Annotated in this window: 21 protein-coding genes and 1 pseudogene; 14 read left to right on the forward strand and 8 right to left on the reverse strand. The window is 62.5% G+C overall.

The window, feature by feature from the left end; genetic code table 11:
• The first annotated feature begins 18 nt into the window (after positions 1-18).
• The 6 genes from OKW30_RS25825 (at position 19) to OKW30_RS25850 (ending at position 5401) form a co-directional block, all read left to right on the forward strand.
• On the forward strand, positions 19-678 hold the full coding sequence (locus OKW30_RS25825) for a TetR/AcrR family transcriptional regulator (RefSeq protein ID WP_316251690.1): 660 nt from the start codon (positions 19-21) through the stop codon (positions 676-678).
• A gap of 324 nt (positions 679-1002) precedes the next feature.
• Complete coding sequence (gene pdhA / locus OKW30_RS25830; protein ID WP_429347978.1) at positions 1003-2091, forward strand: pyruvate dehydrogenase (acetyl-transferring) E1 component subunit alpha; 1089 nt, start codon at positions 1003-1005, stop codon at positions 2089-2091.
• Positions 2084-3061, forward strand: a complete 978-nt coding sequence (locus OKW30_RS25835) for an alpha-ketoacid dehydrogenase subunit beta (protein WP_187630139.1) — start codon at positions 2084-2086, stop codon at positions 3059-3061. The genes pdhA and OKW30_RS25835 overlap by 8 nt, the downstream gene beginning before the upstream one ends.
• A 7-nt stretch (positions 3062-3068) precedes the next feature.
• On the forward strand, positions 3069-4184 hold the full coding sequence (locus OKW30_RS25840; protein WP_429347979.1) for a dihydrolipoamide acetyltransferase family protein: 1116 nt from the start codon (positions 3069-3071) through the stop codon (positions 4182-4184).
• A gap of 512 nt (positions 4185-4696) precedes the next feature.
• Positions 4697-4900, forward strand: coding sequence for a cold-shock protein (locus tag OKW30_RS25845; protein WP_012428559.1), 204 nt, complete (start codon positions 4697-4699; stop codon positions 4898-4900).
• 276 nt (positions 4901-5176) lie between these two features.
• Entirely contained in the window at positions 5177-5401 is a 225-nt protein-coding gene (locus OKW30_RS25850) for a hypothetical protein (protein ID WP_184032310.1), read from the forward strand.
• A gap of 444 nt (positions 5402-5845) precedes the next feature.
• Here OKW30_RS25850 and OKW30_RS25855 read toward each other — a convergent pair whose 3' ends face one another.
• Complete coding sequence (locus OKW30_RS25855) at positions 5846-6130, reverse strand: hypothetical protein (RefSeq protein WP_429292187.1); 285 nt, start codon at positions 6128-6130, stop codon at positions 5846-5848.
• A 536-nt stretch (positions 6131-6666) separates the two neighbouring features.
• Here OKW30_RS25855 and OKW30_RS25860 point away from each other — a divergent pair.
• The 5 genes and pseudogenes from OKW30_RS25860 to OKW30_RS25880 all read left to right on the forward strand — a co-directional run bounded on the left by OKW30_RS25860 (position 6667) and on the right by OKW30_RS25880 (position 10365).
• Positions 6667-6954 (forward strand): hypothetical protein, encoded by a 288-nt coding sequence (locus OKW30_RS25860; protein WP_090810393.1) that lies wholly within the window; start codon positions 6667-6669, stop codon positions 6952-6954.
• A gap of 370 nt (positions 6955-7324) precedes the next feature.
• A pseudogene (locus OKW30_RS25865) lies at positions 7325-7596 on the forward strand (translation initiation factor IF-1).
• A gap of 313 nt (positions 7597-7909) precedes the next feature.
• Positions 7910-8329 (forward strand): hypothetical protein, encoded by a 420-nt coding sequence (locus OKW30_RS25870; RefSeq protein ID WP_260336015.1) that lies wholly within the window; start codon positions 7910-7912, stop codon positions 8327-8329.
• Between the two features lie 62 nt (positions 8330-8391).
• Positions 8392-8607 (forward strand): hypothetical protein, encoded by a 216-nt coding sequence (locus OKW30_RS25875; protein ID WP_184064443.1) that lies wholly within the window; start codon positions 8392-8394, stop codon positions 8605-8607.
• A 636-nt stretch (positions 8608-9243) separates the two neighbouring features.
• Positions 9244-10365 (forward strand): sensor histidine kinase, encoded by a 1122-nt coding sequence (locus tag OKW30_RS25880; RefSeq protein WP_184064446.1) that lies wholly within the window; start codon positions 9244-9246, stop codon positions 10363-10365.
• A 282-nt stretch (positions 10366-10647) separates the two neighbouring features.
• Here the strand turns inward: OKW30_RS25880 and OKW30_RS25885 are convergent, their stop codons facing one another.
• Positions 10648-11202 carry a hypothetical protein gene (locus OKW30_RS25885; RefSeq protein WP_429347980.1) on the reverse strand — a complete coding sequence of 185 codons (555 nt, stop codon included), beginning with the start codon at positions 11200-11202 and terminating at the stop codon, positions 10648-10650.
• 90 nt (positions 11203-11292) lie between these two features.
• Positions 11293-11730 (reverse strand): response regulator, encoded by a 438-nt coding sequence (locus tag OKW30_RS25890; RefSeq protein ID WP_187630525.1) that lies wholly within the window; start codon positions 11728-11730, stop codon positions 11293-11295.
• A gap of 701 nt (positions 11731-12431) precedes the next feature.
• Here OKW30_RS25890 and OKW30_RS25895 point away from each other — a divergent pair.
• From OKW30_RS25895 to OKW30_RS25905, 3 genes are all read left to right on the forward strand, one after another.
• A complete protein-coding gene (locus tag OKW30_RS25895) occupies positions 12432-12896 on the forward strand; it encodes a hypothetical protein (RefSeq protein WP_429347981.1) in 465 nt (154 codons plus the stop codon).
• A gap of 352 nt (positions 12897-13248) precedes the next feature.
• The gene (locus OKW30_RS25900) at positions 13249-14751 is read left to right on the forward strand and encodes a Na+/H+ antiporter NhaC family protein (protein WP_429347982.1); all 1503 of its coding nucleotides are present in this window, start codon (positions 13249-13251) and stop codon (positions 14749-14751) included.
• A 130-nt stretch (positions 14752-14881) separates the two neighbouring features.
• A complete protein-coding gene (locus OKW30_RS25905) occupies positions 14882-15355 on the forward strand; it encodes a carboxypeptidase regulatory-like domain-containing protein (protein WP_429292192.1) in 474 nt (157 codons plus the stop codon).
• Between the two features lie 124 nt (positions 15356-15479).
• On the opposite strand, the gene OKW30_RS25910 is transcribed toward OKW30_RS25905, so the two are convergent.
• The 5 genes from OKW30_RS25910 to ptsG all read right to left on the reverse strand — a co-directional run bounded on the left by OKW30_RS25910 (position 15480) and on the right by ptsG (position 23221).
• Positions 15480-17780 carry a molybdopterin cofactor-binding domain-containing protein gene (locus tag OKW30_RS25910; RefSeq protein WP_429347983.1) on the reverse strand — a complete coding sequence of 767 codons (2301 nt, stop codon included), beginning with the start codon at positions 17778-17780 and terminating at the stop codon, positions 15480-15482.
• Positions 17777-18259, reverse strand: coding sequence for a (2Fe-2S)-binding protein (locus OKW30_RS25915; RefSeq protein ID WP_184064464.1), 483 nt, complete (start codon positions 18257-18259; stop codon positions 17777-17779). The genes OKW30_RS25910 and OKW30_RS25915 overlap by 4 nt, the downstream gene beginning before the upstream one ends.
• Positions 18256-19563 (reverse strand): c-type cytochrome, encoded by a 1308-nt coding sequence (locus tag OKW30_RS25920; RefSeq protein WP_429347984.1) that lies wholly within the window; start codon positions 19561-19563, stop codon positions 18256-18258. The genes OKW30_RS25915 and OKW30_RS25920 overlap by 4 nt, the downstream gene beginning before the upstream one ends.
• Before the next feature lie 185 nt (positions 19564-19748).
• Positions 19749-21338, reverse strand: a complete 1590-nt coding sequence (locus tag OKW30_RS25925) for an aspartate:alanine exchanger family transporter (protein WP_429292196.1) — start codon at positions 21336-21338, stop codon at positions 19749-19751.
• Between the two features lie 98 nt (positions 21339-21436).
• Positions 21437-23221: a PTS glucose transporter subunit IIBC gene (gene ptsG / locus OKW30_RS25930; RefSeq protein ID WP_429347985.1), complete on the reverse strand. Its 1785-nt coding sequence runs from the start codon at positions 23219-23221 to the stop codon at positions 21437-21439.
• Positions 23222-23226: the final 5 nt, after the last annotated feature.

The raw sequence follows: 23226 nt of genomic DNA on the forward strand, positions 1-23226 counted from the left end.
TGTCAATAGGCCTGGATCGTGACGCGCGAAACACAGACTCAACCTATCCGATCAGGCGGGCGTCCTACGCTGCGAGAGTCCGAAATTCGTCTGCAGCGCCTGCTCGATGTTGCGCAGCGCCATTTTCTTGCCGCTGGATATCGCGAGACCAGCCTTGAAGGCATCGCGCGAGAGGCGGGTATTGCAAAAAAAACGCTGTACGATCGATTCGGCAGCAAGGCGGGCCTGTTCAGCGCAATCGTCGAGACGCTGCGTCGTTCATGGATCACGCAGCTCGGCGATATCGTGCTCGATGCGCGCCGTCCGGAGCACGTCCTCGAGAAGGTCGCGCTCCATCTGCTGGATGTGGGCACGCGGCCTGACATGATCGCATTGCATCGCCTGCTTCTGACCGAGGCCTATCGTTTTCCCGAACTCATCAGCGGGTATTACAACAAGGCGGGTGGACTACGCGGCATGGAGCCGCTTTCGGACTATCTTCGTTCGGCAGTCGCCGATGGCGCATTGCAACTCGATGACGTTGCGCTGGCTACCGAGCAGTTTCTACACCTGGTACTCGGCGGGGTCCGCGCGCGGCTGCTGCTTGGCGCCACCAGGAGGCGCCCCGGCGCATCGGAGCGCAACAGAATCGCGCGTGAGGCGGTTCGCATCTTCCTCGCTGGATGCAAGGTGCTTTGAGCGAGCGCGTTGCGGTCTTCGTCCGATTCTGCCCGGCCGATATTCGCCTGGAGCGGCCGCGGCCGGCGGGATGCCGGCCCAATTCCCGTCTGCTTGCGGGGCCGCGCAACCGGCCACCCGCTGCTGCATTGCGACAATCGGGCGTTCGTATTCCTGGTTGCCGTGCCGCGTGTGGTTGAGGCGGCGAGGAATTGGCCCCCTGTACGTGTTTCCCTTGCCTAAACTCAAGTTGGTACGCGCCGAACTCTGACGGCACAAACGCGGTAGCGCTCGCGCGCGAACTCCGGCACGTATTTGAAATCTGAAAGAACATGGGAGGCGGACATGACGACGGCTGTCAGCTTTCATATCGGCTATACGCAATACCTTGGCCCCGATGGCGAGCCTGTCCAGTCATTGCCAGCCTTCGCACGTGACCCGGCGGCGCTGATTGCGCTCTATCGCGCGATGGTGCTGACACGGGCGTTCGACACGAAGGCGGTCGCGCTGCAGCGTACCGGCAAGCTCGGCACCTTTGCGTCGTCGGTCGGCCAGGAGGCGATCGGTGTCGGCGTCGCCAGCGCGATGCAGCCCGACGACGTGCTGTTCCCTTCGTATCGCGATCACGCCGCGCAATTGCTGCGCGGCGTCACGATGACGGAAAGTCTCCTGTATTGGGGCGGCGACGAGCGCGGCAGCGATTTCAGCGTGCCCCGTAACGATTTTCCGAACTGTGTGCCGATCGGCACACAGGTGTGCCATGCGGCCGGCGCAGCCTACGCGTTCCTGCTGCGTCACGAGCCGCGCGTTGCGGTGGCGATCTTCGGCGACGGCGGCACATCCAAGGGCGATTTCTACGAGGCGATGAACATGGCCGGTGTCTGGCAGGCGCCGCTTGTGCTCGTCGTCAATAACAACCAGTGGGCGATTTCGGTACCACGCAGCCGCCAGAGCGCTGCGCAAACGCTCGCGCAAAAAGCGATCGCTGCAGGAATAGAGGGGCTGCAGGTCGACGGCAACGACGTGATCGCCGTGCATCAGGTTGTCCACGCGGCGCTCGCCAAGGCTCGCCGCGGCGATGGCCCGACGCTGATCGAGGCGCTCAGCTATCGCCTTGGTGATCACACGACGGCCGATGACGCGACGCGCTATCGCGACGCCGAGGTCATCGGCAAGCAATGGGAATACGAACCGCTGCTTCGTTTGCGCACCTACCTGATGCACGTGAACGTCTGGACCAAGGCGCAGGACGAGGAACTCGGTAAGGCGTGCCGGGCGCAGGTCGAGCAGGCCGTCGACGCGTACCTGGCGATACCGCCTCCGGGCCCGTCCGCGATGTTCGATCACCTGTATGAGGCGTTGCCCCCGGCGATGCGTGAGCAACTGGCGATGGCGCAACGTTTCGCGCCGGCTAAGGGGCACGGCGATGGCTGACCTCAACATGGTCGAGGCCCTCAATCAGGCGCTCGCATATGAACTGGCGCACGACCCTGCCGTTGTGCTGCTCGGAGAGGACATTGGCGTGAACGGCGGCGTATTTCGCGCGACCGTCGGGTTGCAGACGCGCTTTGGCGCTCAGCGGGTGATCGACACGCCGCTGGCCGAAACCGCCCTCGCCGGCTGCGCGATCGGCATGGCGGCGATGGGCGTTAAGCCCGTTGTGGAGATCCAGTTCGCCGGGTTTGTCTATCCGACCATCGATCACATCCTGAATCATGCGTCGCGTCTGCGGCATCGAACGCGCGGACGACTGACGTGTCCGCTTGTGATCCGTGCACCATGCGGCGCAGGCATTCACGCACCGGAGCACCATTCCGAAAGCCCTGAAGCGCTGTTCACCCACATACCCGGGCTGCGCGTCGTGACACCGTCGTCGCCAGCACGCGCGTACGGCTTGCTGCTGGCGGCGATCCGGGACCCGGACCCGGTGATCTTCTTCGAGCCGACGCGGCTGTACCGGCTCTTCAGGCAGCCGGTGGAGGATGACGGCGAAGCGCTGCCGCTCGACAGTTGCTTTACGTTGCGCGATGGGGCAGACGTCACACTGGTGGGTTGGGGAGGCGCGTTGCAAGACGTGCAGGCCGCGGCCGATCTGCTCGCGCAGGAAGGCGTAATGGCCGAGGTGATCGACGTGGCGACGCTCAAGCCGCTCGACATGAACACCATTCTCGCGTCGGTGGCGAAAACCGGACGCTGCGTGATCGTGCATGAGGGCTCGCATGCCGGAGGGGTCGGCGCGGAGATCGCCGCCAACATCGCCGAGCGCGGACTGTACTCGCTGCTCGCACCAGTGCAGCGCGTCACCGGTTATGACGTGGTGGTGCCGCTGTACAGACTCGAGAATCAATACATGCCAGGCACTGAGCGCATCGTTGGCGCGGTCAGGCAGGCGCTGCAAGCGTAGGGATGCCATGAAAATCTTCAAACTGCCTGATCTCGGCGAAGGATTGCAGGAAGCGGAGATCGTCGAGTGGCACGTCAGGAGCGGCGAAGACATTCGCGCGGATCAACCGCTGCTGTCGGTGGAAACGGCGAAGGCGATCGTCGATATTCCGTCGCCTCAATCCGGCCGAGTCGCGAAGCTGTTCGGCCAGCCCGGCGATATCGTGCATCTGGGGGCGCCGCTCGTCGCGTTCGAAGGAGCGGCCGACGAAGCCGATGCCGGTACGGTGGTCGGTCATATGGAGGTCGGCCAGCATGTGGTGCACGAAGCGCCGGCGGCGCTCGGCGGCAGCCCGGGCACGGGTGTCGGCACAATCAAGGCGATCCCGGCGGTGCGGGCGCTCGCACGCAAGCTTGATGTCGATCTTGCGATGGTGACACCTTCGGGGGCGGAGGGTGTCATCACGGCGGCTGACGTGCAGCGCGTCGCGAAGATACTCGCTCAGCTCGGTCCGCCCGAAGTGCTGCGCGGCGTGCGGCGCGCGATGGCGCAGAACATGGCGCGCGCGCAGAGCGAAGTGGCGGCCGCGACCGTCATCGACGACGCCGACATTCATGAGTGGCCGCCACATACCGATGTGACGATCCGCCTGATCCGTGCGCTGGTAGCAGGGTGCAGCGCCGAACCCGGGCTCAACGCATGGTTCGACGGACATGCGGGACGGCGCCACGTACTGGAAAAGATCGACCTCGGCATCGCCGTCGATCTACCGGATGGCCTCTTTGTACCGGTATTGCGCGACGTTGCGCACCGCAACGCAGCGGATCTGCGCGGCGGCCTCGACCGGATGCGTGTGGACATCCGGGCACGCAAGATTCCACCGGAGGAACTGCGCGGCAATACGATCACGTTGTCGAACTTCGGCATGATCGCCGGCAAATACGCAGCTCCCGTGGTCGTGCCGCCCACTGTCGCGATCCTCGGAGCGGGGCGCATTCACGAGCAGGTCGTGGCGGTAAGTGGCGTTCCGGCCGTGCATCGGATCTTGCCGCTTAGTCTGACGTTCGACCATCGGGTCGTCACGGGCGGCGAAGCAGCACGGTTTCTCGCCGCGGCGATCGTGGATCTGCAGATGGCGCAGTAGCTGTGACTGCGCGAATTCAAAAATTCAGAAGGTGTATGCGTTGTGTCCAGCTTGGGACGTTCGCAGATTTCTGCTGCCAAGCCGTAACGGGTGGGGGGACAGCCCTTCAACGATAGCGCCTGTTCAATTTGCTCGGGAGCGTGTCTTTTGCTAACTGCGATTGCGACAATATGGCGTCCGTTCTGCATATGGAGCATGTCGGCCATACAGGCACAGCGAAATCGTATGCCAATCCGTAAATCGATCGAGGCGTGCCGGTTCGCAGCTTCGTGCAGCGCACCCGGTCTTTGGATCGCTTCGTCTGCAAAACGGCCCCGCCCCGTGAAACAGTTACAAGATAAGTATTGACGCTGGTACCACTTGGCGGTTAGGGTGTCGCATGAAGTTCAAGAAGTTCGATTGCTGTTCATCAATTGCTCGCTCCTCAGCGGTATTCGTTGTCCTCTCCCTCCTTGACGCTTCATACGCTCTTCAACGGAGCACATTTTCCCGTTTTTTCTCAAGGATTCTTCATGGATACCGGTACTGTTAAGTGGTTCAACGATAGCAAAGGTTTTGGCTTCATCACCCCGGACAAGGGCGGTGACGACCTTTTCGCTCACTTCTCCGAAATCAGCGGCGACGGCTTCAAGACGCTGGCTGAAAATCAGAAGGTGAGCTTCGAAACGAAGCAAGGCCCGAAGGGTCTGCAGGCAGCTAACATCAAGCCGCTGTAAAGTTTGAAGAGCCCGGCGTTCCGCGACGGACGCCGGGTTGCAGGGACATCCTTACGGAGCGTTGTTTCCCGAAGTGGCGTGTTCGCTCCTGGCTGCATCGGTTTCGCCGGCAGCTTGCCAAGCGCCATACGTCTCATTGCGCTCATTTTCCCCTCTGGCATTAGCGCCACGTCTTCGCTTTCCGACTGCTTCAGATTCGGCCTGAGATGCCTTTGAATCAGCGTACCTGTGCACATTTCGCAAGGCACGCGCGCACTCGACATTATTAAAACTAAAATGCAGAACAAACAAATTCAACAATACAACGGCTATGCCGTCCAGCCCTCGGCGCATCGTTTGCCCGACGGCAGTTTTTCCTCCAACCTGCTGCTAGAACGCGCCGATAGCGAGCGCGCGGACGGCCGCTACCAGTTCTATTCGCTCGATTACTTCACGAGTGAGGAGCAGGCGTTGCAGCACTCGACACGCTGGGCACGCAACTGGGTCGACACGCGCGGTTAACGGCGACGCCCCACTTCTGCACGCTCAACGCATCTTAGGCGTCAGGACGCGTGCAATAAGGCGCGCGCAAACATCACGCGCGATCGATCGGTTACTTTCCGATTTGAGCCGGGCGCTCAGTGCGAACTTCTTTGAGCTTTCAGAATGGGTCGAAGTGTGAACGCAGGCGCGGGCGGACGGCAATCACCCATCGGTCACTATGCGGCCGAGATGGAATGGACATGGCTTCCCTTCGGGCATGACGGTATCTACTTCGTGGTCGACGCCTGAGGAGGCGATGACCGGAACTGGCAGCAATGCGGTCGCACCGGCATAGCCTGCCGAGCATGTGGCGACTGACGATCAGAAGGTCAACTTCTTTATCACACACATTGTTGATGGCGTGCCCCTGGCGCGCGCGAACACGGGTACCTTCTGCATAGACTCGGGTTCTGGCTTTAGCACTCAGGGGGATTCCAGGATGGTGCGATCAAAGCCGTCAGTATCAATCAGCATTTCGGCGTAGGCCACCGACGCGCGCCTTGCGTCGCCGGCATTCAAGAAGGGCCTCTTGCCGGGCACACGGAATAAGCGACTTCGCGGGTTGTCCGTCATGGAATCCGGGTCGCTGATGCGAATCGACGCATCGAATCCTTCCTCGTAATTGTGACCATGTCCCGGTTGAGTCGTGCGATGCGGATACACGAGTAGGGAAATATCGAGACCGCGATAATGGCGAATGGTTGTCATCAGGTCACTCCTTTTGGCCGCAGCAAGCAGCACGTTTTTGATCGTTGTGCAGGTTTGGCCGAAGGAGATACGCCCCCGAGCCACACCGACGAGGCGACCGGAACGAAGTTTCCTGGCTAGCTGTCCGGTACGCGGATACCCGAGCTTCGTGCTTAACATCCGCAAGCGTTCCCTCACCCGGCATTCCGCTCACGTTTGTCCGATCGGGCACCACACTGTCCCGAACTCACGAAGTGGGTCGCTCCCGTATCCTTGGCCAGCCTCATCGCGCGTGGCAAGCAGACGCTGTTGATCGTGGTGTTCTTGAAGGGTTTGCAACGTAAGCGCAGAGGTGGAACCAGGCAGGCAGTCGTCGCCGGCCATCTAAGCCAACGCTATGACAATCCGGGCAGTGCCCCGCTTTGCCGACCCCACGTTTCAAGGTACGCGCGACAGTACTATCGGTCAATACAATTCTGGTAACAGTCTCCGCGTCTGCGCGGCCCGATGTAACCCGTTCCAGCGTATAGTGAGCCATACCCTGTGGAGTGACCAACATGTCGACACACCCGATTCTTCTCTACAAGGGGTACGAACTTCATCCCCTTGTCTTTCCCCGCACATTCAGTCGCTTTGACGGACATTCCCGTTACGCGGAAGGTTACGAAATTGCAGTACGGATATGTCGTCCGGCGGCGACAGCAATTCCCTCCGCAAGCCGGGTCTTCAGGCTGAACCAAACGCATACGTTCTCTGACTTCGGTACGGCAAGGCGAGCCGCCCGGCAGCAGGGAAAGGACATCGTCGACGGAAAGGTGAGCGGCGCTTCGGTCATCGACATATGAAAACGCCGCTGACGGACAGCATCCATCGATGTGCTCGATCGTGCGACGAATTACTGTCTGCCTGATGGCCGATCTGATCGCCGCTCGCACATAAAAGGCGGCCGGCACCTCCAGCTTTTGGCGACCGGTATGGCCGCATTCCGCTGCGCAACGGACCCTTTACCCGGCGGTGAGCATACCTCATTGCCGCAATAGCGGGACAGGGCTGCGATCGACATGCTGCCCGGGACGCTCGTCGGCGATCATCCTCCCGAACGATTCGCGATTTGGCCATCCCCGAAGATTCGATGTGGCCGGCTGCAAAAACGTACCGCAGACCTGCAAGTCGAGCAGCAATTGGCGGCGCTGGCTCACGCCGTCTCGTCGCCCAATCGGGCCACGCGTTCCCGGCGGTTCCGCGACGAACACGTACCCCCGAAATGAAGTCGGTCCGGATAGCCGTTGCGTGTCACGCTCGGCAATGGCGTGGTCGCGGGCGCGTCCGCGTCGTGCCAGAGGCGCAAACATCGCATCGGTCTCCTCGCAGGCGGCCGGGTAACGCTGCAACTCCTTATGACCTGACGAAAGGGTGAATCGATTTCCGCCAAAAAGGGCGAACGGGGCTGCACTGCCGTTTCGCGCGCTTCGTTTCGCCGTCGTTGAATTGTTGACGTCGAGACTGCTTGCCGCGCATGTCGGAGGCGCACTCTGCGTCGCCACATGATGAGCCTGAGGAGAGAGGCAGTCCGATGTGGATCTTCGGATCGCCGCCGCCTACCGGCGCTGCGGTACGTAAGTGCCGGGTTGACTTGCATGGTCCCCGTGATTCTCTGACGGCGCCTGGAGCACGAGTTTATCTGTACAAATCCATCAATGGGCGTAGCATGAAATCGTCACTCGACCTGCGACCGTTCCTCGCGTCCCCAAGCTGCTTACCCGACGGAACCGGAGATCCGCTTTCACCCAAAACCGAGACGTGGCCGACCTCCTGAAGGGCTGCGGACGCAGTGGCCCACGTCGCTACGCTTCGTCTTTTCCGCTACACAATGAGACGGCCTCAAAGGTACCGATCACAACCGGTTCCCGTCTCTACCGCAGGCTCGAACTTCATCCGCTGGTGGTTGACTCAGAGCCGTTGCAACCATTGGAGTCTGGTATGGAAAGAAACGACCTGCTGAAATGGATTCGGTGCAATGGTGCTGACATCGTCGATAGGTTTCTGCCGCCCGGCGCGCAGGGCGAACTGGATAGCCTCATCCATGACCACCGTCACGAGATCGATGCGGGCGCGTTTCTGATGTTCATGTCGATTCGTGCGCTTCTATGCGAACGCGGCATGGCAAGCTGCGATTCGGATCGCGAGGCCGGACAAATCATGGCCATGCTGAGCACTTAGGTCGCGCTTTTCGACGCCCCTCTGCGACAGTCGCAATCGAGCGATAACCCCAAAGGAATACCATGCGCTTCAATTCCACCCTGATCGTTATCGACCCGACCCCCCGGCGGGCCGACGGCGAGTACATGGCCCACGCACGCATCAGCGGCAGCCGTGCCGACGGCACCGGGTACGAGATTCATTCGAGTGGCGATCTGGCAGGCTTCGACGCACGCGAGGACGCGGTAGCCTATGCGAAGAACTGGGCGCAGGACTGGCTGCACGCGCGCTTCGGGTGACAGACGTCTCACCTACGGACGCAACGAGAGAGGGATTGGCGTGCAGGCCGGCCATTCGCCATCAGAGGAAGATGCAGCGGGGTGTTGGTCACGCGTTTCGATCCAATCGCTTGCCCATCGGTTCTGGTAAACCGGTGCCTTTGCTTGACGGCCGCAGTACCCGAGAGAGTAGAACTCGAAAAGCAGGGGGCCGTACGGACATCGGATCACCTAAGCGTCAGGTCTAAAGAGAAAGAGCCGTCGGAGACTGCGTGGGCCGCATTGTCGGGCGAACACCCTTTGCGCGACATCGACCGAATCAGTTTCGCGTCGCGCATACGTGAGAGCCACCCCGGCCAGCAACGTCTTCTCCCGGATGTCGTGTTCAAGCTGCAATCGGCGGATATCGCGTCGAAGCGATTCGACCTGCCGCTCCAGTTCTCCCCGCTCAGGGGCGTGCGGCGAATCGTTGTGGCGTTTCATGAAAGGCCGGACACGAACGCTCACCACTGTCGAGAAAATCCAGGCGGTTCATTACGAGTACATGGACTACCTCCAGGTAGTCCAAGACGGTGTAAACCCGATGGATCCCGCGACGAACTGGCGCGTAATATCGGTTCGGCTAAAAATCTCCTCAATTTCTTCGCCGGAGCAGGCATGCGACTGTCCGATTTTATCGTGCAGGAAATGGAGCCCATTCTGGCGCAGTGGGAGGCGTTTGCCGCCACGCTGCTGCCAGCCGCTGGCAACATGGGCTCCCTCGCGTTGCGCGACCACGCGCAGCAGATTCTGGAAGCAGTAGCCAGAGATTTGCAGACTTCGCAGACCAGGGAAGCGCAGCACGAAAAATCCTTGGGGCGGGCACCCCGGCTGACGGATGCGCCGGAGACAGCTGCGCAATCCCATGCGGTCCTGCGCGCTCGAGGCGGTTTCAACATCAACCAGCTGGCCGCGGAATACCGCGCTTTGCGTGCAAGCGTGCTGCGTTTGTGGATGGATGAGTGTCAGCCCGATGCGCCTCATCTGGATGACATCATCCGTTTCAATGAGGCCATCGATCAGGCGCTGGCCGAATCAGTCGGTTTTTTCAGCACACAAGTCGATCAGGCTCGCAATCTGTTGCTTGGGATGCTCGGACACGACATGCGGAGCCCGCTGCAGACGATCCAGGTGACAGCTTCATATCTGTCCGCGCTCAACGCGGGGCAGCGCGTTTCAGAAGCTGCAGCCCGTCTGGTGCGCAGCGGCGCCCGGATGCAGGCACTTCTGGATGATCTGTGCGATTTCAACCGAACAAGGCTCGGGCTAGGTATTAACGTCATACCTGCTCCCGTTGATCTGACGAAAGTGTTCACCGATGAGCTGGACCAGTTGCGCGCAGTCCATCCAGACCGGCAGATCGAGCTCGAGGTGCACGGTGACGTTCAGGGTGTCTGGGACGGTCCGCGTCTGCAGCAACTGCTCGGCAATCTCGTTCTGAATGCGCTCAGATATGGCGCGCGAGACGCGCCCGTTCGCGTCGTGGTGACTGGCGACGAGGCCGAGGTGCGCTTCGAAGTCTGCAATAGCGGACCAGCCATCGAGGGACTGTTGCTGGAGCGCATCTTTGACCCTCTTCAGCGAGGTCCAGAGCGAAAAATCAACGAGGACGCGCAAGGCAGCCTTGGGCTCGGGCTGTATATCGCGAGCGAAATCGCCAAGGCGCATCACGGCGCGATCGAGGCGCGGTCCGATAAAGAAGAGACCGCATTCGCCGTACGTCTGCCGCGCCGGGCGTAGCAGGCGAGCCCGGCTTGGTAACGGGCATGCCACGAATTATGTGGGGATTTGCTGGTGGTTTTACACCTGCCGAGACGCGCCCATTCCATCGCCGGTCCTCACAGACCGACCACGACTGCATGAAGCAAATCCGCGGCATCGTCGCAACAGGAAGGGTGCGCGCCCCGATTACCTATTCGGCTCGGGCTGCTCCATGCGCGCGATCAGCCTCGACCATTGGAACCCGGTCAGATCTCATCGAGAAAACGCGCTCGTGCACGCCATCGGGGTCTCGCGTCGCCATTATTGTTTCATCGCGCCAGTTGCGTTCGAGTTTGACGCGCCTTGAGGCGACATCGCGTGCTCACGCTTCTGCATCAATGTGCCACTGGCGGGCTTGCTGTTGCCGGCGTCCGCAGCACGGCCCATGCTCTGGCCAGCGGCACCCGGCTGCGCGTTTTGAGTATCACGGTGTGCTGGCGCAGCGTTGCCGGTGTTGGTCTGCGCAAATGCGCAAGCGCTAGCGATGATGGAAATTGCGCTGATTCCTGCCATTATCAACTTCATGATCGTCTCCCGTTCGGGAACTGCTTTCTCTGACCTGCGTGCAGCATGAGGCATGCCCGGAGGAAGTGGCAAACAATAGGCGTGCGCTGTTGCCGCCCGCGAGAAGGGGGACGAAATCTCTTGCCATCTTTTACATTGTGTCAGCGCGCAGGCGCTGCTCTGTCGCGACGGTTCCTGTACGGGCTCATTGCTGACGATGTGATGGGTCACGACCGTTGCATCATTCCAGTCAAATCTGAAAACCCAGGTGGATGGCTCAACCCGGGTTTCAGCAATCTCGCCGCTTTGCATGCCATCCGCCAAGAACGGGACCGGCCGTACAGCAAACCCCGCCTTGCTGCGTGTATTAACCCGTGGCTTCGCATTCCAACAGCTTGGGCTTTACGGCCAGCATCGCGAATCGATGGCTCGCCAGCGCGCCGCGGCGGGGTACTCGGAGTCGCGTGGCGCCCGCGCATAGGTCAGGCGCGCTGCAATGTACCTGTCGACGGCGTCAAGCAACGCCGCTATCGAGGCCGGCTTTCGCAGGAACGCTGTCCAGCAGCGAATCTCTTCCGTAGGTTCCGGCATAGCCGACAGCAGCACCACCGGTAAGCCGGAAAAGACCGCCTGACACTTCAGACGCCGGCAAAGCTCCTTGCCGTCCATTTCCGGCATCTCCAAATCGGTGATAACGAGTTCCGGAAAATCCGTGTGGGCCTTCTGCAGTGCGTCCCATCCGTTCTCCGCGAGCACAACACGGTGTCCGCGACTCTCCAACGCCAGTTGCAGCGCGCATCGGTTTTCAAGGTCATCGTCGATGAGCAGTACGGTGGACATGACACGACACGGTGGAAGGATCCTACTGGGTCTCGCAAGCGGCATACCCAGGTAGCGCTCGCTGCCTGTTCGACTACAGTCTGTGTCCAACACGTGGGCGGTCGGGCGACATGGTTGCGGCATTGCGCTCGCCCGCTTTGCTCTTACCAAAGCAGCAGCGCAAGTCCGCCGCACCCCGTTGACTATATTGGATACGTCGACCGGTGGGAGTCATCGACTTGAACCGGATAATCATAAAACTTCCGTCTGGAAGTTAATCGATTTGGTGTTTTGGTGACGGCTTGGGTCATATCGGCGATCGCGCGAGTTCCTCGCTGCGAACGCGGATGCGCCGCCGACCAATTCGCGGGACGGCCGATTAACCCAATCCGGCCGCTTTATGCCAAATGAATCGCGCCATTGAAACCGGCGAGTTGTTACTGGCCGGAACGATTGACCAGTTCGAGTTTTTCTGCCGCCGCAGATCATTGAAAATGGGATTTCACTGACCTGGAATTTTGCGGTTACCCGATGGATATTCACTTCTGCCTGAGGAAAAAACGGTCGTTTTTTCTCGAATTAGTGTCGGATTCTTCCGTCGTTGTTCCGTCTATGCGGGGTAGACCCACACAATCAGCGCACAGTTAATTAACAAAAAACCATAATCCTTGCAAGGCATGAATAACCACGAGCGGTTATGAAAAGTTGAAACCTCGGCTGGGTTGTGTAGCGGCGGCAAGCCTTGGACTTGCAGTCGGAAGGGAAGTAGTGGCCTCATAACCGTGAATGGCGGGAACATTATGACGACAAACCCGCAGTCGCAGTATTACATCGGTTTTAACGGATCGGGAACGCTGAACGTCAGCGCCGGCGGCACGGTCTTCAGCGCCTCTCAGAGCTACGTCGGTTACAACCCGGGTAGCAGCGGTGTACTCACAGTTACCGGTGAAGGTTCGATGTATACGAACAACGCGGGCTTTTTTATTGTTGGGAACAGCGGACCTGCGCAACTGAGCGTGACAAATGGGGGCGCCGTTTCCAGTTCGAGCGGGACTCTGCAGATCGGGGGCGGATCGACGGCGACGGCCGTCGTCAGTGGCGCCGGCGGCACGCTTTCCGCCGGAACCTTTCTCGGTGTCGGTGTCAGTCCGGGCAGTGTAGGCATGCTGACGATCGCTGACGGTTGAGATCAGCGGTCCTGGAGCGTCTGGGGCGACGTCGGTTTTCGCTACGCCTGGTGAGCTGCCGTTGACTGCAGGTCTCGCGCTGAGAGAGAGTAGGTACGGCAGCCTGTAACCGCAGGCGGGATGTTCTGCACGAATCCTGCAATTCTTCACGCAGCAACGATTCTTTCCTATGCTTTAAGCAACGGCGAGCCCGCCGGAGCTGCCATTGCCGAGTCGCAGGACCGAGGGCCGCACGCCTGCGCCGTGACATCGAATCAAAGCAGCCGTTCGCGCATGTTTCGATGATTCACCGGCTACCCGGCGGTCTGGATGGCAACGTTTGGACTACCCAGCAAACGAACGGAGCGTGGCGATGAAGCGGAGCGAGTCACCCCAGCCGGTCACGATGCTCGAAGCACTGATACCGATCGCTGGCCTCGTCTTTCTCGTCAGTCTGTCCTTCTACCTGTTCGGCGATGGTGGTGCGAACGGGCCGAACCAGGTGGCACTCGTCGTGGCGACCATGTTGGCCGTATTTGTCGGTTGGCGTCGCGGTCATTCGCTCGCTTCGCTGGGCGAGGCCGCGAATGCCAGTGTCAGTTCCGGTATCGGCGCGATTCTCATCCTGTTCGCAGTCGGCGCGCTGATCGGCACGTGGGCGCTCTGCGGCACGATCGTCGCCATGGTCTATTACGGGCTGAAATTGCTGAACCCGGACTACTTTTACGTCACGGCGGCTGGAATCTGCGCGGTGATCTCGTTCGCCATTGGGACCTCGTGGACTGTCGTGGGTACGATCGGAATCGGCCTGATGGGCATTGCGCACAGCATGGGCCTGAGTCCCGCCATAACGGCCGGTGCAGTGATTTCCGGCGCTTATTTCGGCGACAAGTCTTCGCCGCTCTCGGACACCGCGAATCTTGCGGCCGCTGCCGCCGGTGTCGACCTGTATCAACACGTGCGAGAGACGCTGCTGACATCACTCGTCGCGATTGTCATCACGCTGGCCGTGTTTTATCTGCTTCGCCGCCCGGGCGCCTTCGATGCGAGCGCGGAGGTTGCGGCAATGCAGAGCGCATTCTACATATCGCCCGTGCTGTTCCTGCCGCTCATTCTTGTCGTCGTGCTGACGCTGTTCCGGCTTCCGCCATTTACCACCATCTTTCTTGGCGCATTGGCGGGTGGCGTGGTTGCCGTTTTCGTCGAGCCAGCGCGAGTCCTCGCATTTGCCGCCGCGCGAGAGGGCGTGCCGATCCCGATTGCGATGCTCAAAGGCGTATGGCTTGCGCTTGGGAGCGGCTACAGGTCCACGACTGGAAATCCAGTGCTTGATACGCTCCTCACTCGCGGCGGTATGGACAGCATGTTGAATACTATCTGGCTGATCATCACGGCACTGGCATTCGGAGGGGTGGTCGAGAAGTGCGGTGCGATAGAACGCCTCATTGCTCCGGTAGTCAATTGGGCCAGGAGCGGTGGGGCGCTGGTCGGCTCCCTGGTCCTGGCGACCATCGCGACGAACATCGTTACGGCAGACCAGTTTATCGCAGTCGTGCTGCCGGCCCGGATGTTCAGAAATGCATTCGCGGCACGCGGCTACGCGCCCATCGTGTTATCGCGTTCCGTTGGTGATTCGGCCACGACCACAGGCGCGCTGATCCCCTGGAACAGTTGCGGCGCGTTTATGGCGGTGACCCTTGGCGTGCCGACACTCAGTTATGCGCCCTATGCCGTATTTTGCGTGGTAAGTCCGCTGCTGACGGTGGCGATCGCCTACGCGGGTATCCGCATGCCACGCGTCCCTCCAGCCCAAGCCGGGACCTCAACGGCAGGTGGCCCCCCAACTTCGGTCCATGAAGACGCCAAACAGAATTGACGGGTATTCTTACTCGAGTCGTCAGGCACCCTGGCTCGTGGCCGATACCCGGCGCGCGATGTGTTTCCAACCTATTGCAAGCGTTCTTCCGTCCGACGAACCGTCGGCAATACTGTAAGGAGCAGTCAAGATGAAAATGCAACGAAACGCTCCCCGGATCGCGTCCATGATGCTCGCCGCGGCGTTCACACTGGCTCAGGCAGGCGTCGCAGTGTCGCAGACGGCTGCTCCGCAGAGCGCCAGCGAGATCCATAGGACCGGCATGCCCGAGACGCAGCAGCAGGGCGACATATCGTTCGTGACCGGCGGAGTCGGTCGCGACGAGTCGACTGCGCTGCGGCAGGCACGAAGGCAGTGGCCGTTGTCTCTGCAGTTCACCGGTCCCGGGGCGAGCTATGTGGCCGACGTCCAGGTGAAGATTGCCAAAGCTGGCGGCGCGAGCGTGTTCGAGGCCACGTCGAAGGGGCCGTACATGCTCGTGCGGCTGCCTCAAGGGCGCTATACGGTCAACGCCACTTACGGCAGCGTGACCAGAAGGGAGACCGTGAACGTCCGCGGCAATGGCAGCGCGCGTGCGACGTTCGCGTTTCCGTCCACCCACTGAGCGCGGTCCCGACGCCGCGCCGAAGGTCGCGCGCGTCGCGTTCGTTTGACAAGGGGCCTGGACCCAGCCATAGGCTTATTTGGCTTTTACACGCCAGTATCTGTACTTTTGCGGAACGAAAGCCTCATGCCTTGAGCAGGTTCTTCCCCTTCGTCCCGAGCAACGGCAAGTCGCGGATCCGCACACCGGTCGCGTCGTCGATCGCATTCGCGAGCGCCGCGGCGGCCGGGCCTTGCGCCGCTTCCCCGACCCCGAGGAATGGCAGGCCCGGCCGGTCGATCAACAGCACGTCCACGCGTTTGGGTACAGACGAGAAGCGCATGATCGGATAAGTGCTCCAGTCATAGCTCGTGATGCGTTGCGGGTCGAAATGCGTTTCTTCATAGAGCGTCCAGCTCGTGGTTTGCAAAATGCCGCCTTCGATCTGATTGCGCACGCCGTCCGGATTGACGATCTGTCCGCAATCGACGGCTGCTACGACACGCTCGATGCTGAGCTCGCCGGTATCGCGCATGACCGTCACGTCCATCGCGACGGCAAGGTAGGCCATCAGGTTCTTGTATTGGGCAAACGCAAAGCCGGTACCGTGCGAGCGCGGGCTCGAGTCGCCCGTTCGCGCGCTGCGGGCTCGCCAGCCGAATTGATCGACTACGGCGCTAATGACGCCATGCGCGCGCGGATCATCGAGATGTTTGAGGCGAAACGCGACGGGGTCGGCGTGCGCGGCTCTGGCGAGCTCGTCGATGAAGCTCTCGATCGCGAACACGTTCATGTGCGCGCCGAGCGAGCGCATGGCAGAGACGCGTATCGGCATCGTCGGCACGAAATGATGCTGCACGTGCAGGCTGGGCACGCGGTAAAGCGGAATGCTGTTGCGGTCGCCTCCGCCTTCCGGCATCGGAATCGGCTTCGGCGGCGCGGGGGTGAACGGTTGCGCAAGGAGCTGCGCGGGCAACAGGCGGCCCGCATTCTCGATGCGGTTGTTATGCGTGTTGCTCCATAGCTCGTAACGCCAGTCGGCAAGCGTGCCTGCCGAATCGAGCGTTGCATTCGCCTCGACTGTCATGGCCGGGCCGAACGGCTCCCACATGTGTTCCTGTTCGCGCATCAATTGCACGCGCACCGGGCGGCCAGGCAGCTCGCGTGCAACGAGGGCGGCGTCGGCCGCGACATCGTCCGCGCCGTTGTGTCCGTAGCAGCCCGAACCTTCCACATGCACGCAGCGCACCTTGTCGGGTGGCATCGCGAGCATTTCGGCGATGCCCGCACGCAGCGGATAGACGCCTTGCGTGTGCGTCCACACGGTCATCACATCGTTGTCGAGCTGCGCGACAGCGCACGATGGCCCAATCGAGCCATGCGTCAGATACGGCCTCGAATAGCGCGCCCGCAGCGTCGCCACAGGCGCGGCCGCGCCCGTCGCTGCGCCCTGATCGGCCACCGCGATTTCCTGTGAAGGCAGACTCATCAGCAATGCGTGAACGTTCGCCGGATCGGGCAGCGGCGGCCCGGCCTGCCATTGCGCGGCAAGCGCAAGCTCACGCATCGCGAGGATCGCGCGCCATTCGTCGTCGGCGACCACTGCGAGGTAGTTGCCGTTGCGCACGACCTTGATGACGCCGGGTAGCGCCTGGACGCGCCCGCTATCGACTGCGACGAGGCTCGCGCCATAAGACGGCGGCCGCACCACGCGGGCATGCAGCATGCCGTGCGGCCGCAGGTCCTGGACGTAGCTCGCGCCGCCCGTCACCTTGCCCGGTATATCCACGCGCGGCAGCATATGACCAATCAGCGCGTAGGCCGATGGCGGCTTTTTCGGCGCGTCGGGCTGCGCGTTCTGATGGAGGTTCGCGTATTGCACGGCTTCGCCATAGCTCACGCGTCTTCCGTCGGCGGCAATGACGGCGCCGTCGCGCGTCGTCAGGGCCGCTGCGTCGACGCCCAACTGCGACGCCGCGCTCGCGACCAGCAGCGCGCGTACCTGAGCGGCGGCGTTGAGGATCGCGGTGCCGCTGTCCGCCATCGTGTGACTGCCTGCGGTGTAGCCTTCGTTCGGCGTTGCGGCGGTGTCGGCGGTGATCAGCTCGATCGCATGCGGCGCGAGATCCAGCTCTTCCGCGGCGACCTGCAGCAGCGCGGTGCGAATGCCTGTGCCAAGCTCCGCCTTGCCCGTGAATACGCTCACGTGGCCGTCAGGGGCGACCTTGATCCACGCATCGAGCAACGGCGTGCTCTTGAGACTGCCCGGCAGTTTCGGGGCGCTCGCGTTGAAGGTGCCCGCTTCGATGGTGGTTTGCGCAAGCGCGGCCATGCCGGGCACGATCGCGAAGCTCACCATCAGCGAGCCGCCAACGAGGAAGCGGCGCCGCGCGGGGTCATCGGGGCCGCTGCCGTGAGCGACGGAGCACGGGGGGCCGTCGCTCACGACTGCGCTCCTTCGTCCGTTCGCGGCGAACCCGTCGCGGCTTGCCGGATCGCCGCGAGTATGCGCATGTGCGTGCCGCAGCGGCACAGGTTCGGCTGCATGTAGCGGCGGATCTGTTCATCGCCTGGGTGCGGGGTTCGCTCCAGCAGCGTGTGCGCGCGCATGATCATACCGGCGATGCAATAGCCGCATTGCGCGGCTTGCTCGTCAATGAAGGCTTGCTGAAGTGGTCCCGGATGTTGCGCGCTGCCAAGTCCTTCGACGGTTCGCACTGGCCGGTCGCCAACGGCCACGACCGGCATGAGGCACGAGAACACCGGTTCGCCGCCGACGCTGACCGTGCATGCGCCGCATTGACCGAGACCGCAGCCGAACTTCGCGCCATCGAGCTGCAACTGGTTGCGCAGCACGTAGAGCAGCGGCGTTGACGGGTCGACATCGACCGTATGACTGACTCCGTTGACGTTGAGCGTGATCATCGTGGCAGGCCGTCCTTGCGAAAATGCGCAACCGCGCCGGCGTCGAGCGAGGGCCACGCGTCGCGCGCGGTGAAGCGTTCGCGCGTGTAGTTGGCGAGCTCCGCTATCTGCGCATCCGTGAATGTGTTGGCGAATGATGGCATGAAGGGCGCGCTATCGCTTTCGTGCCAGTCGATTCCATCGAGGATGATGCGGACCATGTTGCGCGGGCTGTCGGCGTTGACGGCCGTGGAAAGGGACAGCGACGGTCGAGCGCCCCCGCTCGACATCGGCGCGCCTTCGGCATGGCACGATGCACAGGCCGCGGAGAATAGATTCGCGCCGCCGCCGGGCGCGGTGGACACGGGCGCGGCGGAAGCGGAGGGCGAGGCGACCGGATGCTCCGGCACGCCTGGGCCCCCGGACGGCAACGCCAGCAGATACGCGGCAATTGCCTCTACGTCGGAGGCGGATGCGTCCGCGAGCATGCGCGTGACGGGGCGCATCGGACCCGCCGCCGCCCCATGGGCGCTCGCGAGGCCCGTGCGCAGATAGCTGACGAGCTGTGCCTGCGTCCAGGGCGTGGGGCGTGACGCGAGGTCCGTCAGCGCGGGCGCGTCCCATCCGTCGATCGTGCCGCCTTGCAGCGCGCGGTCGCGGCGCTCGGCACCGAGGCGGTCGAGCGGCGTGTGGCACGCACCGCAATGACCGAGGCTTTCGACCAGGTATCGTCCGCGTGCGACGTCCGGCGCTTCGGGCGGGGCCGGCGCGGGTTCGGTACCGGTATGCAGGTAAAAAAGATTCCACACGGCGATGAGGGGCCTGAAGCCGAGCGGGAAGATCAGCTCGTTGTGCGGCGCAGGCGCCTTGACGGGAGCGCGGCTCATCAGCCACGCATACAGCGAGCCCATATCGGCATCGCTGATGTGCGTGAAGTGCGGATAGGGGAACGCGGGATAGAGCAGATGGCCGTCGCTGGACACGCCGCGCCGCATTGCGCGTGCGAACGCGTCGAGTGACCAGCCCCCGATACCCGTCTCGTTGTCCGGAGTGATGTTGGTCGAGTAAATGACGCCAAACGGTGTATGCAGTGGCAGTCCGCCCGCGAGCGGAAGGCCGCCCGTCGCGGTGTGGCACGCGACGCAATTGCCAACGGCCGCGAGCTTCGCACCGCGCGCCGCGGCCGCGGTATCTCTGCCGGCCGCGATGGGCGCGGTGACGGGACTCGACGCGGGCTCCCGTGCATGCGCGGTGGGTCCGCCGTATGCGGCCATGAGGGCAACCAGAACAACGGCCACGCCTGCACTCGCCACCCGTCCTTTCATCTAGCCTCCATCGCCGAGCCGTCCGCATCATGGTTCCAGACTACGTCGCGCGGCTCCAGGTGGCGCAAGCGGCGTTCCTGATATTCGCGGAAGTCTGCGGCTGTCCGCCGCTCCGCGGTTCGCCGCTGTCTACGAGGACGGAAGCTTTAGGGTCGAACAGCGGCAGGTCGCGATAACGGTCTCGCCTAGCCGGCTGCGATCGCGATGGCGATCTGCACGAAAAGCACCTTGACGATGGTCATCGACGGAAAAATCATCGCGTACATGATGTCGGGCTGATCCGTCGGCGCGATGCGGTTGGCGAAGGCGAGAATCGCGGGATTGCCGGTCGCCCCGCAGATCACGCCGACCGATGTATCGAAAGACAGTCTGAAGACCCACAGGCAGCACACAGCCGTGACGCCGACCAGCACCAGCAGCGTGATCACGCCATAAAGCAGCAGCAGCGGTCCGGCACTGCCGACGGTCGCGACGAACTTCGGTCCGCAAGACAGGCCCACCTGCGCGAGAAAAATCGTCAGCCCGAGATTGCGCAGCACGAGATTTGCAGAGAGCGGCATCACCCACACGAACGGTCCGTTGCGGCGCGCCTTGCCGAGGCACAGCGCGACCAGTAGCAACGCCGCGAGACCCAGGCTGAACACGCCGAGACCGGGCGCGCGCAGCGGGATCGCGCCGACCAGCAGCCCCGCTGCCGCGCCGATGCCCAGACAGATGAAACTGAGGTCGGCCGTGCCCTTGATCGAATCGCCGAAAAACGCGCGGACCCTCGCGCGATGCGCGCTACTGACGAGCAGGCCGACGCGGTCGCCAGCTTCGAGAATGAGCTCTGGCGTCGACAGTAGATCGGCGTCGCCGCGCCGCACGTGCGCGACCGCGCAGTTCACGCCATCCGGAAAGCGCAGATTGCCGAGCGCCGTGCCGACGACTGACGGACTCGACGCGAACACGCGCATATAGTCCAGGTCTTCCCGATGACTCGAGATACGCCCGGGCTGTAGCTCGCCGCAGAGCGCCGTTGCTTCGTCGAGCGGGCGGCGCTCGGTGGCGGTGGCAAGGAGGACGTCGTCGGCGCGCAGCGTGAAGTCGTCGCTGGGCAGCTGATTGTGATGCGCGCGCCGCACGGCCGCGATCACTACGCCGGCAGGCAGGCGAGTCGAGAGCTCCGACAGCTTGAGACCGAAGAGACTGGCATTGCGCAGCGCGATTTCCGCGGTCTCCAGCACCTTCGCGGGCGGTTTCGGTATTTTGGCTTTCAGGACCGAGTTAAGCACATAGAGGAATAGGATCGGCCCGGCCACGCCGAACGGATAGGTGACGCTATAAGCCACGGCGGCATTGCTGCTTTTCATCGATGCGATGGCAACCTGCAGGCTCGCCGTGCTGGTGCCGCTGCCGGCGAACATGCCGAGCGCATCGGCGAGCGTGATGCCGAAATGGATGAAGGCGCACGCCACCAGACCCGAAACGATCACGCCCAGACATGCGGCCGCGTTGGCCTTCACGCCTTCCCGGCTCGTGAGTCCGCGGAAGAACTGCGCGCCGTACTGAATGCCGATGCCATACAGAAACAGGAGCAGACCGAGCGTGCCCAGCAACGCCGGCGGCGCGGATTTCGGCGCGAACGCGCCGAGCGCCAGTCCAACGAACAGCACGGCCCCCGAGCCTAGAGCCACGCCCTTGATAGTGATTTCGCCGACCAGGTAGCCAAGCGCGATGGTCAGAAAAAGCGCGAACAGCGGCTGAGTTTCGAGGAAAGTTCTGGCTGCTTCCATGCCGCCCCCTATAGGTGGACAAAGCAACGCGACTGAGCGCTTCCACCGGGTAGGCCTCGCGTTCGACGCACGGCAGTTGCTGACGATACTCGTTGCTGCTATCGCATTGCGCCTGCGAGGTTGCCCGAGCCGAGACCCACGATCAGATCGAGTGCGCCGTTCTTCAACGCTTGCGTCGCGACCACGCCCGCCGCTTTCAATGCGGCCGCGTCGATGCGCGACGCGTCCGATAGCTCGACACGCAACCGCGTGGCCGCCAGCGCGTCGAGCTTCCTGATGTTGGCCGCGCCGCCCAGCGCCGCACGAATCTTTTCCGCGCGCTCCGTTTCCTGCGGCGAGTTTTGCACCGAGGCAGCCACACCCGCTGGAGCCGCCGCCGCTGCGCCTTCCACACCAGGCACCCCCGCCGCCGGCAAATCCGCGTCGGCGCCCGCTGTCTTCAGATAGTCCTGCATGTCGGTTTTCATGTTCTCCGACAACGGCCCGAAGATCGCCTGCACGCCGTTGCCCACGCGCACAACCCCCGCGGCACCGAGCGCCTTGAGCTTGTGTTCGTCGACGCCCGCCGGGTCCTTCACGGAGATGCGCAGCCGCGTGATGCAAGCGTCGAGACTCGTGATATTGGAGCGGCCGCCAAAGGCGAGTACGAGTTCGCGCGAACGTCCTCCCGCGCCGCTCGCGGCAACCGCCGCTGTTTCAGCCGTGTCGTCCTCGCGGCCGGGTGTCTTGAGGTTGAAGCGCGTGATGACGAAGCGGAACACGCCGTAATAGATCACCGCGTAAATTGGACCAAGGATGAAAACGTACCACGCGTGCGTGGCCTTCCCGCCGATCAGGTTGAACATCAGAAAATCGATGCCGCCTTGCGAAAACGTGAAGCCCATGCGCATGCCCAGTGTGTTCGCCACGAACTGCGCCGACGCCGCGAGGCATGCGTGAATCAGGTAAAGCACCGGCGCGACGAACAGGAACGCGAATTCGATCGGCTCGGTGATGCCGGTGAGGAAAGAAGTCAGCGCGGCCGAGACCATCATGCCGCCGACGGCCACCTTCTTCTCCGGCTTCGCGCAATGCCAGATCGCGATCGCCGCGGCCGGCAGGCCGAACATCTTGAACAGGAACGCGCCCGCCAGGATGCCCGCGGTCCGGTCGCCCGCGAAAAAACGGGTGATGTCGCCGTGAACCGTCTTGCCGGTCGTCGGGTCGAGGTAGCTGCCCATTTCGAAGAAGAACGGCACGTTCCAGATGTGATGCAGGCCGAACGGAATCAGCAGACGTTCGACGAAACCATAGACCGTCGCGGCGGTGCGCGGGTCGGAAACCGCCGCCCAATGCGAAAAAGCCTTGATTGCGCTGCCGATCGGCGGCCACACGAAAGACAGGATCGCGCCGAGCACGATCGAGCCGATCGCGGTCACGATCGGCACGAAGCGCTTGCCGGCGAAGAAGCCGAGATAGGGCGGCAACGTGATCCGGTAGTAGCGGTTGAACATCCATGCCGCAAGACCACCGGCGAGGATGCCGCCGAACACGCCGGTCTGGATCGATGGTATGCCCATGATCGTGTCGGTTTCGACGCCCTGGAGCTTGCCGATCACACCCAACGTGGCCGTCATCACCAGATATCCGATCGTTGCGGCGATGCCCGAGACGCCATCGTTCTCGGTGAAGCCGAGCGCGACGCCGATCGCGAAGATCAGCGGTAGGTTGCCGAAGATCACGTCGCCCGCGTTCTTCATCAGCGCGAGCACGACGGCCGGCACGTAACCGTGAAAGTCGGTGGCGCCGAGACCGAGCAGCAGGCCGGCCACCGGGAGCACGGCGACGGGCAGCATCAGCGATTTGCCGATCTTCTGCAAGACTCCGAAGGCATGCGAGAACATGGCTG

It is taken from the genome of Paraburkholderia sp. Clong3, from assembly GCF_050436485.1.
GTDB lineage: Bacteria > Pseudomonadota > Gammaproteobacteria > Burkholderiales > Burkholderiaceae > Paraburkholderia > Paraburkholderia tuberum.